At 52.7% G+C, this 20,973-nt stretch carries 12 protein-coding genes; 6 read left to right on the top strand and 6 right to left on the bottom strand.

Going from position 1 to position 20,973, the window contains the following annotated elements; all coding sequences use genetic code 11:
* Positions 1-35 precede the first annotated feature (35 nt).
* Complete coding sequence (locus tag AC5S16_RS21840; RefSeq protein ID WP_493932239.1) at positions 36-2,282, top strand: hypothetical protein; 2,247 nt, start codon at positions 36-38, stop codon at positions 2,280-2,282.
* A 57-nt stretch (positions 2,283-2,339) separates the two neighbouring features.
* On the opposite strand, the gene AC5S16_RS21835 is transcribed toward AC5S16_RS21840, so the two are convergent.
* Genes AC5S16_RS21835 through AC5S16_RS21820 form a run of 4 tightly spaced genes read right to left on the bottom strand, consistent with a single transcriptional unit; the run spans position 2,340 to position 8,572 of the window.
* On the bottom strand, positions 2,340-3,383 hold the full coding sequence (locus AC5S16_RS21835) for a 4Fe-4S dicluster domain-containing protein (RefSeq protein ID WP_493932238.1): 1,044 nt from the start codon (positions 3,381-3,383) through the stop codon (positions 2,340-2,342).
* Between the two features lie 22 nt (positions 3,384-3,405).
* Positions 3,406-3,954, bottom strand: coding sequence for a carboxymuconolactone decarboxylase family protein (locus AC5S16_RS21830; RefSeq protein ID WP_493932237.1), 549 nt, complete (start codon positions 3,952-3,954; stop codon positions 3,406-3,408).
* A 22-nt stretch (positions 3,955-3,976) separates the two neighbouring features.
* On the bottom strand, positions 3,977-5,263 hold the full coding sequence (locus AC5S16_RS21825) for an MFS transporter (protein WP_493932236.1): 1,287 nt from the start codon (positions 5,261-5,263) through the stop codon (positions 3,977-3,979).
* Positions 5,264-5,272: 9 nt separating this feature from the next.
* Positions 5,273-8,572, bottom strand: coding sequence for a TonB-dependent receptor (locus AC5S16_RS21820; RefSeq protein WP_493932235.1), 3,300 nt, complete (start codon positions 8,570-8,572; stop codon positions 5,273-5,275).
* A 354-nt stretch (positions 8,573-8,926) separates the two neighbouring features.
* On the opposite strand from AC5S16_RS21820, the gene AC5S16_RS21815 reads away from it, so the two are divergent.
* The 4 genes from AC5S16_RS21815 (at position 8,927) to AC5S16_RS21800 (ending at position 14,047) form a co-directional block, all read left to right on the top strand.
* Positions 8,927-9,217, top strand: coding sequence for a hypothetical protein (locus AC5S16_RS21815; protein WP_493932234.1), 291 nt, complete (start codon positions 8,927-8,929; stop codon positions 9,215-9,217).
* A 136-nt stretch (positions 9,218-9,353) separates the two neighbouring features.
* Positions 9,354-11,288, top strand: a complete 1,935-nt coding sequence (locus AC5S16_RS21810; RefSeq protein ID WP_493932233.1) for a CRTAC1 family protein — start codon at positions 9,354-9,356, stop codon at positions 11,286-11,288.
* A 24-nt stretch (positions 11,289-11,312) separates the two neighbouring features.
* Entirely contained in the window at positions 11,313-13,562 is a 2,250-nt protein-coding gene (locus tag AC5S16_RS21805; RefSeq protein ID WP_493932232.1) for a tetratricopeptide repeat protein, read from the top strand.
* Positions 13,559-14,047 carry a hypothetical protein gene (locus AC5S16_RS21800; RefSeq protein ID WP_493932231.1) on the top strand — a complete coding sequence of 163 codons (489 nt, stop codon included), beginning with the start codon at positions 13,559-13,561 and terminating at the stop codon, positions 14,045-14,047. The genes AC5S16_RS21805 and AC5S16_RS21800 overlap by 4 nt, the downstream gene beginning before the upstream one ends.
* Before the next feature lie 254 nt (positions 14,048-14,301).
* On the opposite strand, the gene AC5S16_RS21795 is transcribed toward AC5S16_RS21800, so the two are convergent.
* Entirely contained in the window at positions 14,302-17,469 is a 3,168-nt protein-coding gene (locus tag AC5S16_RS21795; RefSeq protein ID WP_493932230.1) for an outer membrane beta-barrel protein, read from the bottom strand.
* 351 nt (positions 17,470-17,820) lie between these two features.
* Here AC5S16_RS21795 and AC5S16_RS21790 point away from each other — a divergent pair, with 351 nt between their 5' ends.
* A complete protein-coding gene (locus tag AC5S16_RS21790) occupies positions 17,821-19,155 on the top strand; it encodes a hypothetical protein (RefSeq protein WP_493932229.1) in 1,335 nt (444 codons plus the stop codon).
* Between the two features lie 123 nt (positions 19,156-19,278).
* On the opposite strand, the gene AC5S16_RS21785 is transcribed toward AC5S16_RS21790, so the two are convergent.
* Entirely contained in the window at positions 19,279-20,973 is a 1,695-nt protein-coding gene (locus AC5S16_RS21785) for a dynamin family protein (protein ID WP_493932228.1), read from the bottom strand.

Here is a 20,973-nt window from a genome sequence, read left to right as displayed (position 1 = left end):
ATTTTGGGGTGTTCCTCGGAGGCGAATGACTTTTTGTGTTGCTGAAAGAGGCAAAACCATCCAAAGATATCTCCCGAGACACAGGTCCTTTACGCTCGGGCAATCCAGTAGAACAGACCCAGCCTGACGAAAGAAAACGAGAGGATCTCGATCAGACCCTGCAACGAATCTGCATCAGCGCAGAGTTTGCGAAGGCTGGCCGAGCAAAGGAAATCCTCCAATTTATCGTTCGGCACTCATTTGCCAAGCCGGGAATTGGCCTCAGCGAAAGAGATATTGCTGCCGAAATTCTAGAATCTCCTGATGATTGGGACCCCAAAGTCGACCCAAGCATAAGAATTACTGTCGGTCGCCTCCGGGCTAAGCTCGATCGATACTATGCTCTTTCGGGTGACAGCGATTCTGTCCGGATCGAATTGTCTAAAGGCAGCTACGTTCCTCGTCTCATTTTTCGCGATGAGGGGAATCCGCCGAAACAAACCAAAGTTGACCTCCCAGAAGTCCCACGCGAACAAACAGTGAGGGCGGATCGCTATCCGCATGTGATCGTATACCTGGCTATAGGCGCGCTGCTGGCCTTTTCAATTTGGGCATTTTTTCATTTGCGTCAGCGCATTCCACCCTTCGAGCAGAGGTCCTACATCACCTCTGCTCTTACCTCGGCTCCTGGGCGCGAGTCAGGACCAGCAATCTCACCCGATGGGCATGAAATAGCCTTTGTTTGGGATGCAAACGGCAAAAATTACGATATTTATCTTATTCACGCCGACGGTACGGGGTTAAAACGTCTGACCGACTCACCTGATCCTGAATTCTCGCCAGCTTGGTCACCAGACGGAAAACAAATTGCTTTTGTAAGAGTAAAAGACTATCAGGCTGCCATTATTATCAAACCCTTGATCGGCGATTCCGAAAGGGTGGTGAAAGCTTTCCGGGCGGCTGCCGGGAGTTGGGTAAGTTATTTGGACCCCGTTTTCGATGACATTGGTCCTGTCTGGTCTCCGGACGGGCGGCATCTTGTCTATTCCGACCTCACTGATCAGCATGCACTCGTTGAAGTAGAAATTGAAACGGGTAGAACCCAACGCCTTACGCCGCCTTACGATCTCACAAAGGACATTCGAGACTTCTACCCTCGGTATTCTGCCGATGGCAAACATATAGCCTACGCGCACTTTACCTCCCATGGCAGCGGTGATCTATACGTTCTCGACAGGAGCACTGGGAAGGTTCGGCGGCTAACCTACGACCAGTCCGATATTCGCGGAGTGACGTGGATGCCGGATCGAAAGCATCTGGTCTTTGCTTCTGACCGCGAGGGGTCTTCTCTTCTATGGACAATCAACGTTTTTTCGGATGATACTCTACGCCTTTTACCTTCGGACAGTGCGCACGTCTTAGAGCCAGCATCGGGACCGTCGAGTAATTGGCTGGTATATGTCGATTCAGCAGAGAATTGGGCGCTCAGGCGCTATGAAGTGACGTCATCGGGATTGCAGAAAGATTCCTGGATTCTCCCAACTAATGCCAGAAACCACGAGCCTATTTACTCTCCGGACGGAAAGCATATTGCCTTTGTATCCGACCGTTCAGGCCATTGGGCTGTCTGGATGGCAGACTCAGACGGCACGAACCCAACGCAGCTTACCAGTTTCGAAGGACATTGGATGGGAGCCGTGTCGTGGTCTCCAGATGGAACGAGGTTAGTCTTCGACGCTCGACCAAATGGAAACTCAAATATCTTTATGATACAGATCTCCGATCACAAGTTGATCCATCTCATCGATTCTCCATATGAGGATCGTGTGCCTCGCTGGTCGAAAGATGGTCGAAGCATATACTTCAGTTCGACTCGAAATGGCTCACTCGCACTTTATCGGTTTGACATGCAAACCCATGAGGTGAGTCCTTTATTCCCGAACATCTTCAGTGCGAGCGAATCGCTTGATCAAAATCTAATATTCGGTGGCGACAACGTAGGTAATTTCAATGTCTTCGCTCCTAACTGGGTCCCTATGCCCGCCATATCACAGCATATAAAACCAGATCCGGTTCTCAATTGGTCGGTATCTCTAAGCGGCTTGTACTTTACGACTCGCGAGACTGCAGAGTCGCCATACGAAATCATGCGTTATGCTCACGGCACACTGACTCGGCTGGGCAGAATTGATGGAGCAGTAGTACCTGGCAGCAACATCACAGCCTCTCCAGATGGTCGATACATCGTGGTAGCAGAGGCAGTATCGACGAATAGCAATCTGAAAATCCGAAGACTTTTCTAGTTCGATTACGTTCGTCCGGCCAGGGTCCAGTCAATAAACTAAGAAGGGGATATCACTTCAACTCAAGCCCAGCCGCGAGGCCATCGTGGCCAGCAGTTTCGGACGGGCATTTGGCCGCGTCCAGGGGCATTCTGCGATGCAGATGCCGCAGGATGACGCTTCAACAAAATAAGGGATGCACTTATCGAAGTCTACATACCAGCGTTCTATGCCGCGCACCATCTGCTTGTGCTCGGAGATAGCTCCAGGAGGACAAGCGTTGGTGCATGCCTGGCATGTTTTGCAGAACTCGTCTGCGCCGAAGTGATCGGGTATTGTAGGAATGAGCGGCATATCGGTGGTGACTCCAGCTAGACGGACACCTGCTCCAAATTGACGGCTGATCAAGGAGCCGTGCTTGCCTAGCTCACCCAGCCCCGACGCGATGGCTGGGGGAATCAAGACAATCGCACTGGCAGAAGGCCCCGGATACGCATGTGCGTTATAGCCCTGGGAACGAATCCAATTAGCCAGCGCATACGACGAACGTGTGCCGCGCGCGTATTGATCGCCGACATCAGTGACGCCTATGCCATTCGTTTCATCGGAAGGCACTTCTTTGAGCCGCTCATAATTGTGGGCGAGAGCAAGAACAATCACCCAGGGTTCGTCGACAGTGTATCCCTCGAAAACGTACAGCGGATCCATCGACGCGATGCCCACCGCATCTGCCTCATGAGTGAGTGCGAAGGCTTTCAACTCGGCTGACAATTGTTCAGCCGGTGCTTTGCGCTGCTCTGCAGCTACGGGAGCGAGCTCAGGATAGGTGTTAGCTGCCATAAATGCCGGGCCCGCACCCGGGCACTTGCGTGAATTCTGCCGTGCGACGACCTGCAGTTCTCCCCAAGGATGCCTGTCTGGCGGATGCCAGAAGAAGGGCGACGGTCTACGGGGCGTTGCTTCTCCAAGACCGTTGATGGGATTGCCTGATACTTTGAGCAGTGCCAGTGTCTCCGGCTTTGGGCGGTAGCTTCGCCGTTTCGGACGCCGCGGATTGGGCTGATTCATCATGTTCACCGGTTGAACCGCATCAGTATAGGTTGGGTCTTGCTGAAACGACATCCATCAAAAGTTGGAGAGAGCATTAACGCCGGTTCGCAGAGCCGACATAGCCATGTTCTGCGAGCATGGCGGCTCGCTGTCGGTAGAATTCAGGATCTGTCGGTGTCCACGCAGCCAGCCCATCGACATAGCGGTTCATCATGCAAAAATTCGCGGCGATTAAGACGGTGTCGTGGATTTCGAGATCAGTCGCGCCCAATGCATGTGCATTCTCGATATCTTCTCGTGTCACATGCTTTCCGCCTCGCTGCACCTTGCCGGCAATGACGAGCAGAGCTTTCATCTTCGACGAAATTGGTGCCGTCATGAAATCCGTCTTGACCTGGCAGACCAATTCGTCGTTACCGCCCAGGTAATGCGCGACCAGGGCGCCGTGAATGGTCTGACAATATTGGCAATCATTTTCTGCAGAGACAAAGGTGCCGATCAATTCCCGTTCCGCACGCGTTAAGGTGCTTTCGCCGCGAAGCAGGATTTCGGCAAGTTCTCCGAGAGGGCCGGCAACCTCCGGGCGGAAGGTCATGAGTCCACGAGGTCCTGCCAGTCCTTCTGGAAGATCGATATGCGCCATGAAAAATCTCTCTTTCGTAGAGTTAGATAGTTGTGTCGGCTGCTGATATCCCGGTGAGGACATCGGGCGGTGCAAGAACAGGCTGTGCGAGTTCTCCGTATCGTGGAAGCAGGAACATGAGAAGGCACGGAATCAGCGCGGGGACCGCGAGAAGCTGAATCGACAGTGGCCGGTACGATCCAAGAGCGTCGAAGACTCTACCCAGAATGAGTGGGCCGACTGCGCCGCCAACGGCGAAGGCTGTCCATGTAAGGGCGTAGAGCGTTGCAAATCGCTTCAGCCCGAAGTAACGGCTCAACAGGTACGGCGTCACGTCGCCTTCGCTGCCCATGCTGAAGCCAATCAGGAGAGCGGCAGCAATGCCCGCGCTCAGTGTTGAGGCAATCGACAGGAGCAGAACTCCACAGACGGTGAGCAGAAGCATCACTTGCGAGACGCGTGGCCCGAAGAAGCGATCCAGCAATGCTCCGGCCACAAGACGACCAATGATGCCTGCGCCTCCGACGGCAGAGACGGCATAAGCCGCAGCGCGCGTCGATACGCCGCGATCGGTCAGCAGAGCGGAAAGATGCGCGATGGCTCCATTCACGCTAATCGAATAGAGGAAGACAGTGGCCAGCAGAATCCAGAAGATACGCCCGCGCAGAGCATGACTCACAGACTTCCCGCTGTAATCTGTGTTGAGCGCATCCTGGCCGGCCGCCTGCTGTTCCCGTACAAACAAAGCCGCCAGGGGAAAGCCGACAATGAAGGCGGTCAACCCGACTCCAGCAAATGCAACTCGCCAGCCATAATTTGAAATCAGCGATTGCGAAAAGATCGGCAGCAGCATCGCCCCGCAGCCACCACCGGCGAGCATCCACGCAAGCGCCATGCCGCGCTGCCGAACAAACCATGTGGCAATGGCACGCGAGTATCCCAGATAAGCGGTGCCGTTGCCGACAATCCCAAGCACGAGAAAGACAGCATAGAAATGCGCGATGTGTTTCGTGAGAAAAGCCAGGGACGCAAATGCCGAAGCGAAGACAACGATGCAGGGCAGGATGATGCGGCGCGGACCGTATCGATCCAGCAGAAATCCAAGACCGGGCGAGCAGACAGCCACAGTCAAAGCTGCAATGCTGAAGGCAGCAGATATCGATTCCCTGCCCCAGCCAAAGGAGGAAGCCAAAGGTTTGAGATAGAGCCCGAAGGTATATGGCACGATGGCCGCGAAGCTGACCATGACGCCGAAAAAGCCGGCGAGCACCACTTTCCATCCTGGATAACTGAGGCTGGACTCCTGATCCGTTGTTTTTCCGAAAAACATTTCTTTACCTCAGAAAAGAATCTTGAGCGCAAACTGTGTCAGCCGCGCGGGGCCGGCCTGCAGGATTCTTCCGAAATCCGTTGAAGCCAGGTCGGCAATGGGCAATCCGAAATTCGGATGGTTTGCAACGTTGAACGACTCCGCTCGAAATTGCAGGTGAAATCTTTCCGTCAGATCAAACGTCTTGAATGCGGACAGGTCAACATCAGCGAATGCCGGGCCGCGTGAAGCATTTCTGCTTTCGTTGCCGAATTGCCCAGCCTGCGTTTGCGGATTGAGCCGTTGGAATGGAGAGCGATCAAGCCATTGCGCCACTGTGTGCGGACCCTGGCTGGGATTCCCTACGAGATTCGGCCGGCTGGCAAAATAACCCGAGATAGGCGGCGCTGATGCCTGCAAAGAAACATTCGTGCTGTCATATACCGTGAATGGCGTAGCAGAATTCGCGTTGGCGATGCCGTTCAGTTGCCATTTATCCAGGAACAATTTCGTCAGGCCCTGCGTTTTACGAGCAAAGGGAATCTCCCAGGAAGCACTGACAACAAATCGATGCCGCCCATCGAAGATCGACGGCCCGTGCTCGGCTTTCAGATCGAAGGGATTCTGCGCAAGATCGTTTTCTCCGCTCAGTGGCTTTGCCGACGCTCCCTGAAGATTCATGGCTGAAAGGTAGTCGAGTGTCTTTGAAAGCCAGTAGGAGACGTTGAACGACAGTCCGTTTGTATATTGATGAGTGAGACTCACCTGCCCTGCGTTGTAGGTTGAGTTCTGGCCATAGGTAAGATCGGCGATGGTTGCATAGGTGCATGGGCCGTTATTCGGCTGGCAGCCCGCGTAGATGCGGCGGCGGTCGGCATTCTGTGCGGTAGCTCCCGGGCCGTATACCGCAGGATTCGCATCAATATTGCGCGGCAGATGCGTGCCCTTGGTTCCCACATAGCGAACTTCGAGCACATAGTTCTTCCACAACTCATGTTGAACAGAGAGGTTCCAGTCCTGTGCATTGGATGGGCGCGCCTTCGTATCCATCACAAACGGCGTGGAAGGACTCACAAAAGTGTTCGGCGCAGGAATCGGCACATTGCTATATGGAGAAGTGAAGTTCAGCGTCGGAGGAGTAATCTGCTCGAACTGCGCCCACGGGAGCGAACTGATGGGCCCTTGCGAGGTTAGGCCAGAACCATTGGCAAACGGATCGTAGAAGATTCCATAGGCTGCGCGAATCGACCAGTGGCCTGTTCCCGTCGGATCCCACACAAACCCGATGCGCGGCATGAAGCCTTTGTAGTAGCTGGGTGCAATTCCGCTCGAAACCCCAGGGTCGCCGGGAAACAGCACTCCGGTCGGCGCATTGGGTACGATATGCGACTGTACGCCCGGAATAAATGCGTTCAGGCGATTGCGCGTCTCTGTATTTGGATTGATGATCTCGTAGCGCAGGCCATAGTTGAATGCGAACCTTGGCCGCATGCGCCATTCATCCTGGTAGTAGACGCCCATGCCCCAGTTGCGAACGTAACGGGTAAAGTCTCCGCGGCCCTGGTAGAACACGACGGGGCTGCCCAGCAGGAGATTTGCGAAAGCATCATTCGTCGGAAAGGTCGACGCGAATATAAAGAAAGCGTTTGGTGCAATCGATTGGAAAAGGTTCAGTTGGTTGCGGCGAAACTCGCCTCCTGCCTTGATGGAATGATTTCCATGAAACCACGACAAACCATCGTGGACTTCATAAGTATTCTGTACAGATGTTCGCGGGCCGGTAATCGCGCCGCCTACCGGAGAGTAGCCGCTCAGGTTAAAGAATGGAGGGCCCTGCCCGATTGCGGAAGAGGAATCATAATCGAATCCCAGCACTCGCGGCGGCGTTTTGTTCAGGCGCTGATCGAATAGAAACTCGTAGCGGAAAAACGAGGCCTCGAATGCGTTGGTCATCGAGGACGACAACTGATACGTATTGGAACCCACAACAGAGTGCGCCGTGTAATCATCGCGTGTCGGATATCCCGGAAGGTCCGAACCACGGACTGACACCGGATTGATGTTGTATCCGGTGAAATACGAATATCGCCCGAAATACTGGCTCTTGTCGGATGCATGGAGATCAAGCCGGATGCCAACCTGGTCATCATCGTTTGTTCCTACTACGGTCGCCGTATAGATGGATGGCGTCACGTTGCCTGCAGGATAGAGCTTTGCAACATTCAGCGATACTGGATTGAAGCTCCCTGGTGGAAGCTGATTATTGGGATAAGGCACGCCACCCGCCGCATAGTTAACGAGTGGATATCCTAAGCCTGAGAAATCTCCATTCTGTTCTGCCGTGGTGGGAACGGTCGCTGATGTCGTGATCCCCTGGTGATTGCGGAAGCCTTCATAGTATGAGAAGAAAAAAAGCCGGTCGGTACGAATGGGGCCGCCAATGGTGCCGCCGAACTGGTTCTGCTTTAAGGGTTCAACTTCGGAAGAAAAGTAATTGCGCGTGTCCAGCGCATCGTTCCGAAAGAACTCATAAACCGTTCCGTGAAATTCATTCCCGCCTGCCCGCGTCACTACACTGGTTGTCGATCCGGTGTTCGCTCCATATTCCGGCGGCGCTGTATTGGTCAGGATACGGAACTCGGCGATTGCATCTACAGGAATCTTCAGCGCAAATCCGCCATCCATACGATTGACATTTTGTGCGCCGTCCAACAGAAAATTATTCGCCTCCGGGCGCTGCCCGTTCACAGCGTATGATTGGCCGGAGCGCAAGGAGCCGCCCTCTGTTGCCAGTCCCGCTGAAAGCGGAGCTACACCTGCCTGCAGTAACCCGAGCTGCGCAAAGTTTCGGCCATTCAACGGCAGGTCCAATACTTCCTTGCTGTTGACCACTTTGCCCAGCGTATTTGTGGATGTGTCGATCGGTGGCGCAGTACCCTCTACCTTAATCGACTCCTGGACCGTGGCCAGGACCAGTGCGACGTTCAGTTGTGTCGTCTGGCTGACGGTGATCTCAATGGGAGACTGCGAGAAATGCGCAAAGCTCGGAGCCTCTACGGCGAGTGAATAATGGCCGATGCTCAACAGTGTGAAACGGTATCGCCCATCTTCGTTCGATGTCTGTGTGCGCACGGAATTCATATCGAGGTTCTTCAGAGTGAGCGTAGCGCCGGTGATCGGCCGATCACTGCTGTCGCTGACAAGGCCCTCAAGTGCGCCGACTGCATCCTGGGCATGTGCATGAGAAAAAGAGAACACAATCAAACTGATGAAAAGAAGACCGGCGATATGCAGTCTGACACGAAAATGACGCGAAAAATCTACAAGCATGGATGTGGCCTCAGACAAAGTTGAAAGCGGCAGCTCAGGATCAGCCTTCTGGCCGGCATCTGCTTACGAATGCATTGTCGCTACCTTGTGTGTGAGCCACCTTAGACGCTTGACAGCAATGCTGTCGTCGGACTCCAGGTGGGAATTGATATCCACCTATGGATGGAAAGTTTGATCCGATCCAACTTCCGTTGTCAGAGAGTTGATGTTAGGAGACCTACTATAAAGCACTCTAGGTGGACTTAAGCTTCATCCCTTTAGGCTATGCTTTTGGGATTGGTTCGTTCCTATACTGATGTTTTAGTTCTGCTAAGAACGTTGCTGACTCCTGTGATGGATAAGCCCTTGGAGCTGATGGAACAGCCTTTCCGTATTCACTTCATCGCCATGCCTAGCCGTCGACGCGCGGTCAGAGTACGTATGCTTTGGGTGGCCATAACTGGCGAACCGGTTGTGTATGAAAGCCTGGGATCATGGTCGAAATGTATCCGCCTGGTGAAGGGGCTTCCGCACGCCGACACTTCAAGCATCGACTGGCTTCAAGTAAGAGAGGCGTTTGAGCGGGACCAGTACGCGGCTCTCCATGATGTGAGGGCAACACTGCAGGACCTGGAATCTCGAGGCCTCGAGCGCGCGGATAGTTGACGCAATACAGGTTTCTTCCTGGCTGTTCTGTTCGGAGGTTGATCTACGTATCCATCGTATGGTTGAAGACAACGATTCAAAGCAGTCCTGATAATGAGGGCCCGTAGCTGACATTCATCCTGGGGTTACTTTTCTCATGCCTTTGCGTCTGTTGCCGCGCTCTTATCGGAACGCACTTCACGCTGTAGCGCTCGCACCGGTTCTTTTCATCACATGTTCCATTGCCGATGCTCAGCAACCAACCGCTTCGCCCCTCTACGGCGGAAATTCAAATACGCGTCCACAAGGAGGCTCCGCGACGGCCGGCACCTTTGCTCCTGTTCTCGATGCAGAGAAGCGGCCGATTACAGCCGGAGGATTTGTAAAGACGGGGCCGATCATCTTTCAGGATGTTTCACAGAAATCCGGTCTGACCGCATGGCATCACAAGATGGGAACTCCGGAAAAACCATTCATTCTAGAGACGACAGGTTCCGGGGCCTGTCTCCTGGACTACGATCACGATGGCTGGCTCGATATTTATCTTGTGAATGGCTCGACCTATGAGGCGCTGGATGGAAAATCAGAACCACCTCACGCAGCGCTCTTCCACAATAATCACGACGGCACCTTCACAGATGTTTCCGCCAAAGCGGGTGTCACCAATGGCCGCTGGGGATATGGCTGTGGGGTTGGAGACTACGACAACGATGGATGGCCTGATCTCTATGTAACCAACTTCGGAAAGAATCGCCTCTTCCATAACAATCACGACGGCACCTTCACCGATGTTGCTGAACACGCCGGCGTCACGCTTGGCAATTGGTCCACGGGAGCAAGTTTTGGCGACTATGATGGCGATGGACGATTAGATCTCTTTGTCCCTGGATATATCCATTACGACATCAGCCATCCTCCCATTCCGGGTTCAGCAGCGGTAGGCTACGGGTTCTGTCAGTATCGCGGAGCAAATGTCATGTGCGGCCCGCGCGGCCTTGAGGGTGAACCAGATCATCTCTTCCACAACAACGGAGACGGCACGTTCACCGATGTCAGCGAGAAAGCTGGCGTGAACGATAAGTCTCGTTACTATGGATTCTCTTCAACGTTCGTGGACGTGAATGACGACGGCAAAGTCGACTTGATTGTAGCCGACGATTCAACCCCCAACTATCTCTACATCAATAAAGGCGATGGCACCTTCGAAGACGCAAGCTTCTATTCCGGTTTCGCGCTGAATCAGGATGCGCGCGAAACAGCCTCCATGGGGTTAGGCGTTGGAGACTATCTCAACAATGGCCGGGTAGACCTCTACACCACGACCTTCTCTGATGACTACAAGACGCTGTTCCGCAATGAAGGCAATGGGAACTTCTCTGAGATCACGCCACAAATGGGGATAGCTGAGGTCACCTATCCATTTCTAAGTTGGGCCACTGAGTTTATCGACTATGACAACGATGGATGGAAGGACATTATGTCGATCAGTGGACACGTCTACCCACAGGTCGATCAACACGACTGGGGCACTACGTTTGCTGAACGTCCCATGCTGTTTCACAACCTCAATCAGGGGAAAAAGTTTGAAGTCGTTCCTGCAGTGGAAGGCACCGGGCTAGCTGATGTCATTCCTGGCCGCGGCGCTGCCTTCGGCGATCTGTTCAACGACGGAAAGATCGATGTCGTGATCAACTGCATCGATCACACGCCAGTGCTGCTCCGCAACGTGAATGCCGATACAAATCATTGGGTCGGACTTGCTCTGATAGGTGGCCCGAAAAGTCCTCGTGACGCCATTGGGACGGCAGTTTATCTCACAGCGGGCGGCATCAAGCAGCGCGGTGATGTGATGAGCGGCGGCAGCTATGAGTCGTCGAATGACCAGCGCCTCCATTTCGGCCTGGGACAGGCCACGGCAGTCGAAGCAGTTGAGATTCACTGGTCAGATGGCGCGGTAGAGCACGTCTCTCTGCCCGGCGTGGATCGCTTTTTCATGATCGAGGAAGGAAAGGGCCTTATAGCCAGCGTATACGACAGCATTGCTCAGAAGAGTGCGCAGGCAAAGACAAACAATCAGGCTGCAAAACAATAGCCATAAATCAGGTAGGCCATGTGTATGAGAAAACTTGCAAGCATTCTCACCATTGCAGGGATAGTGCTCCTGACAGGCAGAGTCACACGAATACCTGTTGCTTACGCACAACAGGATACAGAGAGCACCCGCAAAGCATATTCAGAGCGGATCGGCAGCAGCTACAATTTTCGCTTTGGCAAAGACAAGCCTTTCATTCCCGGCAACGCAAAGGTCGAAGGCGATGAGTTTGTTCAGCCGGGGGCTTTCCCGGATGCGGCTTATTGTGCTCATTGTCATCAGGAGGCCTACCATCAATGGCGGCAGGCGCTGCACTCCAATGCCTTCCGCACGCCTTTTTACCGTGCCAGCGTAAACATCCTAATTCGCACTAAGGGCATCGAGTTTGCGCGTCATTGCGACAGCTGCCATAACCCGATAGCAGTGCTTGCCGGAGGGTTGACGCAGGAGTCGCATGTCGATCGCAAGATGGATTCAGACGGACTTACCTGCATGACGTGCCATTCCATTCAAAGTCTGCAATCTACGAATGGCAATGGCGGCTTTGTCATGGGTATTCCTGCGGTCATGGTCGATGAAAAGGGCAACCGCATTCCGGGCGAAGTGCCTTACGATGAAATCCTGAAGCATACAGACCGCCATTCTCAGGCTGTCATGAAAGATTTTCTGCATACGCCTGAATTCTGCGCAGCCTGCCACAAAGCCAACCTACCTGCCACGCTGAACGACTACAAGTTTGTTCGCGCATTTACTGCTTATGACGAGTGGCAAAACTCGAAGTTCTCTCAACGCAACCCGCTAACGTTTTATCCCGGCGACTTCACCACCTGCCAGGGATGTCACATGAAGCGCGCGCCCAACACTCTACCCGACTATGGCGCAAAGAATGGTACCTTCGCTTCTCACCGATGGCTGGCGGGAAATACGGCTGTTCCGTTTTACTACGGCTTTGACGAGCAACTGGAAAAGACAATTCAATTTCTGCGCTCAGGCAACTATCTCAATGTCGATATCTTCGCCCTCAGGAAAGCCGGCGATGACAAACTGATTGCGCCTCTCGGGTCTGTTCCTTTTCAGTTGAAACCGAATGATCAGATGGAAGCCGTCGTCGTCATTCAGAACAAGAATATCGGGCATTCACTGCTGCCCGAGGTCCGCGATCTCTACGAAGCCTGGGTCGAATTCACGGTGAAGGACGCCGAAGGAAAGGATATCTACCACAGCGGCTTCATCAAGCCTGATGGAATGCTGGATGAGCGCGCTCACAGCTTCACAAACCGCCCTGTTACCGAAAAAGGAGAATTCGTCGACAACCATAAAGTATGGACGATCCGCTCCGTGGCGTTCGACAACACTGTACAGGCAGGCAGATCCACGCTGATCCGCTACCAGTTCCATCTCCCAGCCAATTTAAAAGGCCCCGTCGCAATTATGGCAAAAGTAAACTATCGCCACCTGCGCCAGAGTTATCTCAACAATGTTTTCGGCAAAGACCATCCTCTCTATCCGGTTGTTGAAATAACATCCCGCACTCGCGTGCTGAATATCGGCGATAACCAGCCAGGGCCGGCTGATCCTGGTGATAACCCAGACTGGATGCGCTGGAATAATCTGGGCATCTCCTATCTGGACCAGCTGCAGTACGCATCTGCGATACAGGCCTTTGCTGAAGTCATCAAGCTGAGACCGGATTATGCGGATGGCTACACCAACATCGCTTTGACCAATATCCAGTGGGAGAAATATAGCTCGGCAAGGAGCGCTCTCGACAAGGCGTTGTCTCTGAGCCCGGACAATGCCCGTGCTCTGTACTACTCGGCGCTCGTGGAACGGCGTATGGGCCATCCTGAAGCGGAGATGGCCGACCTCAAGAAGGTAGTCGAGCAATATCCTCAATCACGCGATGCACGCCGCGACCTTGGAATCACTTACTACCAGCAGCACAACTATGAGGCGGCAATGGAGCAGTTTGAAAAGCTGCAGGAGATTGATCCCGACGATCTGGCTGCGCATTACAATCTATCGATTCTCTACCGCCGCATGGGATGGAAAGAGAAGGCAGCAGAACAGCAGGCGATGTTCGTTACCAAGAAATTTGACCCTAGCTCGCCTGCCTATTCACTCTCCTTCCTGCGACAGCATCCTGAAATATCGAGCGAGAGCATTCCCTGGCACATGCACACAAACAATCCTCACGATGAAAAGATGATGGTTCCCATGGCTCCACAGGCAGGCTCAAGCTATGGCAGCCGGAGCGGCGGGACTTACCAATGACATATTCAAGGCTTGTCCTTCTCGCAGTGCTGATATTTCTGCCGGCAATCTGCCATGCGGACAATTCCTGCCCATGGATCAATAAAGCCACGGCAATTGGAGCACTTGGCGGCAGCGAGGACTCACCCATGGCAAACGTTACTGAAATAAGCGCCACTGCCTGCGCTTTTACCTACCATGCCGAGAGTGGAATCCGTGAGCTGCGTATTACCGTGGAGCAAGCAAAGGATCCGAAGCAGACCTACAACACATACAAGTCCCAATGCCTTAAGGATGCCAGCCCGTTGCGTGCCATTGGAAACGAAGCTGTGATGTGTTTCGAAGACAAAAAAGGACACGCTGAGAAGATCATCGGCCGCGTCCGGGACAATGTGTTCACAATCGTTATCGACACCAGCACCGCAAACGACCCATTCATGTCCAAAGAAACTCTCATGCAGAAGGCAGATCTGGTTGCTGAGCAGGTATCAGGAAATCTCTTCTAGTTGGATTGTGCGAGCGATCGAACTATGCAATACAAAATCGAACCAACGATGAAGAAAGTCATTAATGCTTTTCAGAGATTTATCGACCAGCCAGCTACAGAAGGTTCGAAATCGAATTGATAGCATCGTATTCATCCTTGTATGTCGGAATTCTTAAAAGAAGGTAGAGCTGTCTTTGAGGTGAGTGCGCAAAGCTTCAGCCTCCATACATTGGAGCCGGAGGCTGAAACAAGATTCAGGTTGTGGATTGCTGGTTAGAACGTCAACTTCAGCGAAGTCTGGAGCACACGCGCCCCACCCCAACTCGTGATGATGCCATTGTTCGTGGCCGATGTTGAGGCGTTGGGCTGGCTTGGCAGCGGATGATTGAACAATCCAAAGGCATCCACTCGAACTGCAAGCGACCTCACGTCCCCAAACGTGAAGGACTTGAAAGCCGAAGCATCCGTCAATGTATTGCGTGGTGCAATTAAATCATTCCTGGGCTCCGTGCCAAGCGTATAGATTGCGGGCTGCACATAGCAGGAAGTATCGAACCACTCATTACGGGATTTACCGTGCAGGTTGTTTCCATTACAGACCCGATCCGCACGCGCTGCATGGTATGAGCCGGTATTGGAATTGTCCGTCGTGTTGACATAGAACGGCAGGCCGCCATGCACCTGAAGGACCATGCTCGCCTTCCACCCACCAAGAGCTTCCCTCAGAATCATGTTGTTGCTTCTAATCAGGGAGCCACTTTGTCCAACCAAAGGAAGGACAACTGTTCCGCCCAGCTTGAACATGTACTTGCGGTTAAAGTCAGAAAGGCCATAATCCTGATTGATGTCATTTCCATTCAACGGCGGTTTTTCTTCACTGGTAACAGTGTCGAGCGATTTCCCGAAGGTGAAGCTGCTGAAGAAGGAACCGGGGGCATAAGTGCCGCGAACGGAGACATTCAGAGCGTTGTAGTTGGCCGTTCCAGAGTTGATGATCTGGTAGACATCTCCAACCCACTGGTAAGAACGGCGGCTCTGAAGGGTTCCGGGATGGTTCGGATCATCCGGAACATAAGCCTGATTTCCGTTGCGCCGCATCTGGAGATGGAACGAGTTGGCGCCGAGATAATCAAACTCCGTCGTAATGTGCCGCCCAACTCCTTGCTCAATCGAGAAGTTGCGCTGTTGCACATACTCAGTCGGCATAACAAGTGCGGTGGTAAATGGAGCCTGCGAACTGCTGCTCGGATTGCTGGAAAGAGCGGTTTCCAGGGGGACTGCCTGTTGCACCGTGTAGGTGTTGTTCTGTTGGATATAGTTCGGCGCATTCGCCATCAAGAATTGAAAGTTGTTGTACAGCGGAATGGCGTAGTAAATGCCATAGCCTCCGCGAACAATCGTCGTGGGCCGCGCTGCATATGCAAAACCGATTCGAGGCGCGAAGTTCAGGTAGTTCTGGTGGAATGAGCCTGGATGGTTTGTATTCGTGGGCACGTCATAGACATTTGAGTGACCGGCCGCATCGGCAGGAGACTCGTAATAGTCATAACGCAAACCAAGATTCAACGTCAGCCGGTTATTGATACGCCAATCGTCCTGAATATAGGGCATGAAGTTGTATTGGCGGAAGTAAGCATTCGTGTGTCCGATGCCTCCTTCCACTCCCTTCGCAAAGCCAAGCAGCATATCGGCCACCGCATTGCCGCCTGCAAGTTTGGACGTATGATCGGACGTGTATTGCCCCGTAAACGAGAATGCACCGTTGTTATAAATCGTCCAGTTCGCGTCAAATTGAATGCGATCCAGCTCAGCGCCGAAATACAGAGTGTGGCGGCCTTTTACTAACGTAACTTCATCTGAATACTGAAAGAGATTCTGGATGGAACCGCTCGGAATTGTCGCTGTACCAACCGTAGTGTAGGAAGTTAAGCTGACGGTCGGAGGAGCCCAAAGCGAACTCGGCGCATTTTCAAGCGCAGTGATGCCGAAGTCTTGCGCGAAGTTCTCCATGCCGGCGCTAGAAAGTGTGTAAAAGACCCTACTCCTGTTGTAACCCACGCGGGCAATGTTCGTGAACGACGGGCTGAACGAATGAGCCTCCTGGATGTAGGCATTTCTGCCGCCCAGGATATATTGCCGTACAAAGTAGTTCGTGGCTGTCCAATCGGGACTGGTCTGCTCCGGCTGCGAGGTCATGAACGCGCCATAAATCGAGTCCTTCGGCCCGATTGCATAATCAACTCGTCCCAGATAGGAGTCGTAGTTGTTGGTTCCGCTTGCCGTTTTCTGAAAATTGGTTCCCGAGACATTGCTCTTCGTCGGCGCGGGAAAGTACGTGCAGAACTTTTTCGCAAAGTCGCCGATCCGGTTGCTGGGAATGATGTTGCCGGGAAACTGGCTGATCGCGCCCGTCGTCGGGTTGTAGGTTGCTGGATCGTAGATTTTCGCGGAAATAGCGGAAAAATCGCCATCGCATTCCGCAGGAGTAGGAATGGTGGCAGATAAAATCGAGCTGTCCAACTCACGCTGGCCGGCATAGTCAAAGAAGAAGAAGAGCCGGTTGTGCAGAATGGGACCACCAATGTTTGCGCCAAACTGGTTGTAGCGTAGCGGAGGTTTCGCACCGGCGATTTCGCCTATGGCATCGAGGTCGTCATTCTTCAGGTAGTCGTACAGTCGTCCGTGAAACTGATTACTGCCGCTCTTGCTGATGACGTTGACGTTATTCGGGGAATCGAACTTCGCCGGCGCGCCGTTACGAACGATAGAAACTTCCTGCGCAGCTTCAATAGAGGGCTGAAAGTTGGCCGTCTTGGTAAGAACATTGAAGTTCGTCACGCCATCCTGCAGGTAGCCTGTAGTGCCATAGACGCTTCCTCCAATGACCAGTGCGTTGTTGTTTGCCTTGTAATAATCCACATCGCTACCGCCATTGCCCGATCCGGTATACGGTTCAACGCCCGCGGCATAAGTTAGCGTGGAAAAAAGCGTGCGTCCGTTAGCGGGCATGTTCTCAATGTGCTCGACGCTGAGCGTCTCCGTCAACTCATGACTCTCCGTGTCAAAGCGCGCGGGCGCATCGCTGACCGTCACGATCTCGGATGCAGATCCAGGCTTCAACACAAAGTCCCATCGGCTGATCTTGCCGGCGGAAATAATTAGGGTGGTTTGTTCAGAGGTAAAGTTATTCACTTCCGCCTTGACCACGTACTCATCGGGCTGGAGGGCAGGAACGTTGAAGATGCCTTCCGCATTGGTCTGAGCCGTTTTTTTAATTCCGGTGCTTCTGGCTATCAGCGTAAGGCTGACGCCTGGGATTGCCGCGCCGGTCGTATCCGTAGCAATTCCTGTAGCAGAGCCAGTTGTGACCTGGGCAAAGCTGCTGGGAGTTATCACTGCTGCAGTAGCGAGCAGGATCAGAAGGCAAAGAAGGCCTCTCATCCGGTTCAAACTGCCTGTTTGTTTCCGTACTGCTTCCATTCCAATCATGGCCTTCATTCCTTCATGGCTTATGCCAAAGTTGGGCAAGTTATGCGAAGACACGCCTGCGACTGTCTATCGCACCCCAGACGGGCGAAGCCGATTGATAGGGTCTGCCTACAATCACTTGGCGCTTTCGTCTTGAGTGTGGGGCCTGCCTGGTGAAGGGAAAAGGGAATACACATAGGGTAGACGCGTGTATAAACTCAACATCCATTCATCTCGTGTTTACACAAGTCCTCTAACCTGATGAAAATACGTTAGTGACGGTAGCGGGAGAGTTTCACTCCTAAAGAGGAGTGGTGTGATTTAATGAGCATCCAGGTTGTACAACGGGAAATCGTGCAGCCTTCCGCTGTTGAATCTCAAAGCCATAAGTTGGGAGATGACCCGAGATGGCTTTTGGCAAATCGCGTCAGTGAAAGCCCTGATTTTGCTCGCGCACCATTGTTAGCAAAGTTTCTGCTGTTTATCTCCGAACAGTCTCTATTGGGAAAAGCTGACGAATTAACCGAACATAAGATTGGCGTTCAGGTTTTTCGCCGGCGCTCCGATTACAAAACAAGCGAAGACAACATAGTCCGTAACTACACGCGGCAGCTACGGCAGCGCTTGGATCAGTATTTCGATGGACCTGGGAGGAATGACGCCTACCGAATTACGATTCCTCGCGGGTACATTCCTGTCTTTGAGCCAAGGCTTCAGGATGCCTCGCTTCCCGTAGAGGCGGACGGTGCTTCTGGTCTTCCACAGGCATCGCATACCATGTCTGCACTGGCCACAAGAGGCTCTTGGATTACACAATCGCGGCTTCTTGTTTCGCTTCTGCTGGCTGGTGCCATTCTGGCGGTTGCAGTCTGGGCAGGCATTCGTCTCATTCACAATCACGCAGATCAATTCTCGCAGGCGAATGTTCTCTGGAAACAGATATTCTCGAATGATCCTACGACGATTGTGATGGAGGATGCTGGGCTACAAGTCCTGCAAGACATCACAGGACACCAGTCAACGCTGACTCAATATATTGATGGCAGCTATTTGAGCCAATTCAAGGAAGCTGGCACGCAAGAAAGCATCCGCCTTCATCGGATCAGTGGAGAGCGATTAACGAATACGCCGGATGAAGAAGCCGCCCGGCTGTTAACTTCTTTGCCCGAGACAAAAGGTAAACTGGTCTCTGTACGCAATGCGCGCGTCTTCAGCCTCAACGACATCAAACAACACAACACCATTCTGCTGGGTTCCAATTATGCTGATCCTTGGGTGTCCGTATTCGAGCCGCAGATGAATTTTCGTCTCGTGTATGACTTGGTGCAAAATCAATCGCACATCGTCAACGTGCATCCCCAGCAAGGAGAACGGCCCTTATATCAGGACACAGGCGATATTCCTCCCTATGCCACCTATGCCGTCATTGCCCTGCTCCCGAATCCAACGAAATCAGGATGGGTTTTGATTGTCGAGGGATTGCGTGAGACTGGTATTGAAGCTGGTATCGAATTTCTGCTGGATGAAGACCCAGGCCCTTTCCTACAAAAAGTAAAACGATCAGACGGTATGCTCCGACCATTCGAGGCACTTCTTCAGACGACGAATCTTTCCTCACAAGCCGTCTCAGCGAAGGTAATTACATACAGAGTCTACTGAGTTCTTAGCGGCGGCGTGTTCGGCAAATCTTGTATCAGCAGCATATTATCTACAGACAGTTCGTTCAGATCTTCGATGAGTGGAGAGGGATCACGGTCTTGATGCCACCTATTGAGCGATCCATCACAGAATATATTCGATAGCCCAAGGTGCACACATATTGCGGTGACCAGTAATGAGTAATAGCGCAAGTTGGGATGCGCGGCGTTCTTCCTCGCTCGTAAGATAACGCCGCAGTGCATTGTGTTTGAGAGCATATCTTTGCAGATCTTCTGTGGTTCTTTCGAGTAAGCTCGCGTGGGATTGCAATAAATCCTGGGCGGCCTCGCCGGGCCCGAGAGCTTCTGTGACCATTCTTAAATGTGGAAGGCAACACGCGGGCACATTCGCGTTTCTTGATGCACTTGCCCGCTGTGCCTGCATAGCAAGATCTTCAACAGCTTGTTTCTCTGCTTTGGCCCGAACCTCACAAGCCGGGCATACTTTCGGGGTTGGGAATAGGGAGTGCATGTTGCCTGTATCTACTCGATGAAGTCCAATCTCTTTCAGCGTCGCTGCGAGATGATATACAAGCTTAGGATAGCTTTCGCATACACCCTGCGGAGAAGAGATTCCCTCGTACTGCCAGGTATGAAGAGGGCAAAAGCCGCCACGCCTGGCGTGCTCCAATTGAGTTTGAGGGTTAATGGTCAGTTCATATTGATATTTGCTCAAAAAGCGAAAAATTGCGTTCAATATCTCACCGCAAATTCTGCACCCCGTCTTTGGATCAACCTGAAGCGTATAAGCATCATTTGTCGCGTCTTCTTCTGGCACAATCGCAAGCTTCGATTGGTTTGTGCTACCTAAGAGTGCATCTCCCAGGTCATGCAGTCTGCTTATGAGTTCCTTGTAGGATTCTGCATTTTCGGGGCTCTCCGGCGACTGTGATCTGTGGGTGAGAAAGTTCATCGTGCGTTCATACATATTCATGAGGAACGATTCTGCGCGTTCTTCGATGAGAAAACGCATGAGCTCTGATTCGAAGGCGTGAATGCCGCTTTCCTCGAGTGCTGCATTGTTATGCGATAGCTTAGCTTCCAGCGCCTGGCGCGCGGAGATAGTAAATATCTGTGAAGCATCAGCAAACATGAACTGCTGCAGTCGTTCTGTAACAAAGCTCAGCGCTTCCTTTCGCTCCCGGGGACTTACCGTGTCCTGTTTATTGATCACGACGAAGAGCTTTTTGTTCGTGTTACGAATGCGGTGCAGGATGCGATCTTCCTCCTCAGAAAGCGGGCTTTCATAGCTTGTTACCAGAATGAAAGCATCTGCCTCGGGAAGAAAGCGCTCAGTGGTCAATGTGTTTTCGACAATGGAGGAGCCGAGTCCAGGACTATCCACGAAGAAGAAACCCCGGCGCAAAATCTCCACCGGAAGCTGGATTTCCGCATACGCGATTCTCTTGATGTTTCCTGGATTTTCCTTCTGTGTGACATAGGCTGCAAGCTGCGACAGAGGCACTTCGCGACTCAGCCTTGAATCAATAAAGTGAAGCACCACTTGTTTTCGGCTTCCATAGCGGACGGTGGTAATCACGGATGTGAGGGGCACAATGCCGGTGGGCAAGTAGTCTTGACCAAGGAGGGCATTCATGAGGGTTGATTTTCCGCGGCTGAACCGGCCCACCACCATCAGATTGAAGCGGTTTTCGGCAAGCCGCACCAGCAGATTGCGGCATTCCGTAAGCAGGGTGTCGTCCTTAGTATCGACGGCCTGGGCTGACCGGACAATTTCAGCAAGGGCAAATTTCTTTTGCTCGTACTGCTTCAGATCCAT

This window comes from Acidobacterium sp. FHG110202_01 (assembly GCF_059115305.1).
The sequence above is the reverse complement of the archived record's forward strand: the minus strand, read 5'-3'. Positions and strand labels throughout refer to the sequence as shown.

Coding starts and splice junctions, on each gene's coding strand:
- AC5S16_RS21800 (WP_493932231.1), top strand. CDS start 13,559: ATGACATATTCAAGGCTTGTCCTTCTCGCAGTGCTGATATTTCTGCCG.
- AC5S16_RS21835 (WP_493932238.1), bottom strand. CDS start 3,383: ATGTCGTTTCAGCAAGACCCAACCTATACTGATGCGGTTCAACCGGTG.
- AC5S16_RS21810 (WP_493932233.1), top strand. CDS start 9,354: ATGCCTTTGCGTCTGTTGCCGCGCTCTTATCGGAACGCACTTCACGCT.
- AC5S16_RS21820 (WP_493932235.1), bottom strand. CDS start 8,572: ATGCTTGTAGATTTTTCGCGTCATTTTCGTGTCAGACTGCATATCGCC.
- AC5S16_RS21790 (WP_493932229.1), top strand. CDS start 17,821: ATGAGCATCCAGGTTGTACAACGGGAAATCGTGCAGCCTTCCGCTGTT.
- AC5S16_RS21830 (WP_493932237.1), bottom strand. CDS start 3,954: ATGGCGCATATCGATCTTCCAGAAGGACTGGCAGGACCTCGTGGACTC.
- AC5S16_RS21825 (WP_493932236.1), bottom strand. CDS start 5,263: ATGTTTTTCGGAAAAACAACGGATCAGGAGTCCAGCCTCAGTTATCCA.
- AC5S16_RS21805 (WP_493932232.1), top strand. CDS start 11,313: ATGAGAAAACTTGCAAGCATTCTCACCATTGCAGGGATAGTGCTCCTG.
- AC5S16_RS21795 (WP_493932230.1), bottom strand. CDS start 17,469: ATGAGAGGCCTTCTTTGCCTTCTGATCCTGCTCGCTACTGCAGCAGTG.
- AC5S16_RS21785 (WP_493932228.1), bottom strand. CDS start 20,973: ATGGATCTGAAGCAGTACGAGCAAAAGAAATTTGCCCTTGCTGAAATT.
- AC5S16_RS21815 (WP_493932234.1), top strand. CDS start 8,927: ATGGAACAGCCTTTCCGTATTCACTTCATCGCCATGCCTAGCCGTCGA.